This window comes from Actinomycetota bacterium (assembly GCA_036280995.1).
Classification (GTDB): Bacteria; Actinomycetota; CALGFH01; order CALGFH01; family CALGFH01; genus CALGFH01.
Genome location: DASUPQ010000888.1, coordinates 1 through 4,494, shown reverse-complemented (window position 1 = coordinate 4,494; position 4,494 = coordinate 1). Strand labels below are relative to the sequence as shown.

The 4,494-nt window shown below is 72.4% G+C and carries 4 protein-coding genes; 2 read left to right on the top strand and 2 right to left on the bottom strand.

Translation table 11 applies throughout. The annotated features are described in order from the left end of the window. Positions 1-74: 74 nt before the first annotated feature. The gene (locus VF468_29735; protein ID HEX5882468.1) at positions 75-1,103 is read right to left on the bottom strand and encodes an ATP-binding cassette domain-containing protein; all 1,029 of its coding nucleotides are present in this window, start codon (positions 1,101-1,103) and stop codon (positions 75-77) included. 99 nt (positions 1,104-1,202) lie between these two features. On the opposite strand from VF468_29735, the gene VF468_29730 reads away from it, so the two are divergent. Next, positions 1,203-1,811, top strand: a complete 609-nt coding sequence (locus VF468_29730) for a helix-turn-helix domain-containing protein (protein ID HEX5882467.1) — start codon at positions 1,203-1,205, stop codon at positions 1,809-1,811. 11 nt (positions 1,812-1,822) lie between these two features. Here the strand turns inward: VF468_29730 and VF468_29725 are convergent, their stop codons facing one another. Further along, positions 1,823-2,626 carry a methyltransferase domain-containing protein gene (locus tag VF468_29725; GenBank protein ID HEX5882466.1) on the bottom strand — a complete coding sequence of 268 codons (804 nt, stop codon included), beginning with the start codon at positions 2,624-2,626 and terminating at the stop codon, positions 1,823-1,825. Between the two features lie 182 nt (positions 2,627-2,808). Between VF468_29725 and VF468_29720 the strand changes: the two genes are divergently transcribed. Beyond that, the coding region (locus VF468_29720; protein HEX5882465.1) for a BTAD domain-containing putative transcriptional regulator at positions 2,809-4,494 on the top strand (1,686 nt) is incomplete at its 3' end.

The following is a 4,494-nucleotide window of genomic DNA, read 5'->3' as shown; positions in this document are numbered from 1 at the left end:
CCGAGTGATGACCGCGATGTCGCTGACCGAGCGGGCCAGCCAGCCGTGGACGGTGGGGGTCGCTGCGGTGGCGTTCATCGGGTCGCCCTTTCGTGTCGGTGCCGGCCGCGGCGATCGCCGCCGCCAGGGGTGTCGTGGCCGTTGCCGCTGGGCGTGGTGGCGAGCTGTCCGGTCAGGGCGAGGAACACGTCGTCCAGGGTCGGCTTGTGCAAGGCCACGTCCTCAAGGGTGACGCCGGCGGCGTGCAGCCGGCGCAGCGCCTCCGCCAGGGTGGCCGAGCCATGTGGGGCCGGGACCACGATCCTGCCGTGGTGCCGGTCCTCGGCCGGGCCCTCGGTCCGCAGGGTCCGCAGCGCCTGTAGCGTCTGGCCTCGGTCGGCCTCCGGCACGGTCAGCTCCAGCACCGCACCGCCCACCTGCTCCTTGAGCTGGTCGCCAGTTCCGTCGCTGACGACGCGCCCGTTGTGGATGACCGCGATCCGGTCGGCAAGCTGGTCGGCCTCCTCCAAGTACTGGGTCGTAAGCAGGACCGTGGTGCCGCCCTCGACCAGGTCGCCGACCAGTGCCCACAGCTGGCGGCGGCTGGCGGGATCGAGCCCGGCGGTCGGCTCGTCCAGGAACAGCACCTGGGGGCGGCCGACCAGGGAGGCGGCCAGATCCAGCCGCCGGCGCATCCCGCCCGAGTAGGTCCTCACCTGCCGGTCGGCGACCTGAGTCAGGGCGATGCGCTCCAGCACCTCGCCGGCCCGCCGGCGTGCCTGGCGGCGGGGCAGCCCGTACAGGCGGCCGACCATCTCGACGTTCTCCCGACCGGTGAGGTGGTCGTCGACCGCGGCGTACTGGCCGGCCAGGCCGATGCGGGCGCGGACCTCGGCGGGGTGTCGGCGCACGTCGATCCCGGCCACATGCACCCTGCCCCGGTCGGGCTCCAGCAGGGTGGCCAGCACCCAGATGAGGGTGGTCTTGCCGGCCCCGTTGGGGCCGAGCAGCCCGTAGACGCCGCCGCGCTCCACGGTCAGGTCGAGGCCGTCCAGCGCACGGACCGGGACCTTGCCGCCGAACACCTTGACCAAGTCCTCGACCTGGATGATCGCGTTATTCATCGCTGCAGTCTCCGTCTGTGTACTCCAAGTTGTATATTTTAGAGTTAACCATAGGTGTTGTACACTCTTGTGTCAACAAGACGAGCAGCGGGACGAGACATGGCGACCAAGCGAGAACGCGCCGACCAATCTGCGGCCACGGCCACCGCGCCCCCCTCGGTGCGGCGGCTGCGTCGGGCCGAGCGCCGCGAGCAGCTCCTGGCCGCCGCCACCCAGGCCTTCGCCCGGACCGGGTTCGCCGCCACCAGCCTGGACGACATCGCCGAGCAGGCCGGCATCAGCCGGGTCCTGCTGTACCGGCACTTCGACTCCAAGACCGACCTATACCGCGCGGTCCTGGACCGCGCGGTCGGGCGGCTGACCGCCGCCGTCGGCACCCGCGACTACACCTACGCCAGCATCGACGCCCTGCTGGGGGCGGCCGCCGAGGACCCCGACGGGTTCCGGCTGCTGTTCCACCACGCCGCCCGAGAGCCGGAGTTCCGCCAGCAGATGGACCGCTTCCAGCGGGGCATGGTCGCCACCGCCCGCCGCGAGCTCGCCAAGGTGATCGACGACCGGGCCTGGACCCAGTGGGCCGCCCAGCTGGCCCCGGTGGTCGCCATCGAGGCGGTGATGGCCTGGCTGGATGCCGGCCGACCCGACCCCGACCAGGCCGCCGACCGCATCCGCCAGGCCCTAGGAGGCGTCATCAACGCCGCCCAGTAACTCAGAGGTTGCTAGGCCCGACGGTGGCCCCAGACCTGCACCAGTGTGAAGTCGAGTCCCCAGCGGCCGGGATCCTGGAGCTCGCGCTCGGCCTCCGCGCGAAGCCGCTCCAACTCCTCGGGGTCAACCAGCGACCGCAGCAGCCCATCCAGCGCGCTGAGGTACTGCAGCGGCTCCTGCAGGGCAGGATCGCCGGGAGACAGCGCCCGGATCTCCGCCCGGACGTTGGCCTCGATGCCGGCGCTGCGGAACAGCTCCAGCTGGGTGGTCGCGGCCTCGGGGTCACCGCCGGCTATGCGGAACGCCTCGATCACCAGCGGCTTGAGCCGATCGAAGGCAGGCGCGGGCGGGAGGTGGTGCAGGGAGGCGGTGTCGACCTCCTCCAGCACGATCGTGCCGCCGGGACGGACCAGCCGCAGGTGGGTGGCCATCTGCTCGGGCCCGCGGCCGAGGGGAAAGATCAGGGCACGGGCATGCACCAGGTCGAAGGAGGCGGGCTCGAGCTGGCTGGCGAACAGGTCGTCGTTGACCAGGGTCACGTTGCCCAGCCCCTCGGTGGTCACGAACTGTTGGGCAGCGGCCAGCATGTCGTCTTGGATGTCGGTCCCGATGACCTGCCCGTCGGGGCCGACCCATTCGCTGAGCAGCCGCAGCCAGCCCAGCGCGCCGCAGCCGGCGTCCAAGGCCCGTGCTCCCTGCCCATCGCCGATCTCAGCGAGCACGCGCCGGCCGGCCGGTTCCAACATTCGCGACCCTCGCTGCAGCCGCTCCAATTCCTTATCCTTGCCGGCCAGCAGGTACGAATCCGTGCTCATGGCGTCCCCTATCCCTCGTCTGGCGCCGTCCGAGCGATCATGGGGGCCGCTGATCGCAGCCTGGTCGCAGCCCGATCGACGGCACGTGGGTGGCTGCGATCAAGCTGCGATCGCGAAAGGACACGCTCGAGGCCGACGTAGAGGCCACCAGGTAAGGTCGAGCCGGAGTCGGGAGGGGCGGGGTGGAGTTCCGGGTCCTGGGACCGCTTGAGGTGGTGGCCGGCGGCCAGCCGCTTGACCTCGGGACCCCGCGCCAGCGGGACTTGCTTGGGCTGCTGCTAGTCCACGCTGGCGAGGTCGTCTCCTACGACCGAGTGGTCGAGGACCTGTGGGACGGCGACCCGCCGGCCACCGCCCGCCATACCCTGCAGGGCTACGTCCACCGGCTCCGCCGCACGCTTGGCGCGGACGCGTGGCGGCTGACCACCCGCCCGCCGGGCTACCAGCTCAAGGTGTCGACCGGTGAGTTGGACGCCCAACGGTTCCAGGACCTGGCTAAAGCGGGCCGCCGCGCCCTGGTCCGTGACGACCCCCAAGCGGCCGCCGACCAGCTCGCAGCAGGGCTGGGCCTGTGGCGGGGACCGCTGCTGGCCGACCTGGACGAGGTGGCCGCCTTGGCGCCGGAACGGGCCCGCCTGGAGGCGTTGCGCCTGACCGCGCTGGAGGACCGCATCGAGGCGGATCTGGCCCTCGGTGAGCATGGCGGGCTGGTCACCGAGCTGGAGGGGTTGCTGGCCGACCACCCCTACCGGGAGCGGCTGTGGGGCCAGTTGATGCTGGCGCTGTACCGCTCGGGCCGCCAGGCCGACGCCCTCCAGGCCTTCCACCGCGCCCGCCAGGTCCTGGACGAGGAGTTGGGCATCGAGCCGAGCCGCTGGCTGCGCCGACGCCAAGAGCAGATCCTGCTCCAGGACGCGGCCTTGGAGGTGCCCGACCCGACGCCGCCACCACGGCCACAGCAGAATCTTCCGGCCCAGCGCACCAGCTTCGTCGGCCGCCGCCGCGAACTCGCCGAGCTCCAGGGGCTGCTGCAAACCCACCGGCTCGTCTGTGTGACCGGCCCGCCCGGGTCGGGCAAGACCCGCCTGGCCGTGGAGGTCGCCGCCTCCCTGCTGGAGGCCTTTCCACACGGCGCCTGGTTCGTGTCGCTGGCCGAGGTCGCCGATCCCGACCTGGTCCGGTCCGCTGTGGCCACCGCCCTGGGGATCCCGGAGCTGCCCGAGCGGCCCGCTGCCCAGGCGCTCACCGACCACTTGCGGTCAAGGCGGCTGCTGCTGGTGCTGGACAACTTCGAACACGTTCTGCCGGCGGCGGTGGTGGCAGCGCAGCTGCTGGATGCCGCCCCGGGGCTTCGAGTGCTGGCGACCAGCCGGACACCGCTGCGGCTGTCCGGCGAGCAGGAGTATCCGCTGGCTCCCCTGCCCCAGCCCGACGCGCCGGCCGACGTTCTGGGCAACGACGCGCTGGCCCTGTTCGCCGACCGGGCCACCGCGGTCGACTCCCACTTCGTCTTGGACGCCGACAACGCGCCGCTGATCGCCCAGGTGGTGGCCCGGCTGGACGGCCTGCCCCTGGCGATCGAGCTGGCCGCCGCCCGCCTGCGCCTGTTCCCCCTGGAGGAGCTGGCCCGCAGGCTCAGCCCCGCCGTCCCCCTGCTCACCGGAGGGCCGGTCGACCAGGCCACCCGGCAGCGGACCCTGCGGGAGGCGATCGCTTGGAGCGACCAGCTGCTCGGCCCCGCCGACCGAGGACTGTTGCGGCGCCTGGGGGTCTTCCAGGGCGGCTTCACCCTGGAGGCCGCCGAGGCGGTCGCCCAGGGCCCACCCGTCTCCGACCTCGTGGCCGGCATGGCCACTCTGGTCGAGGGG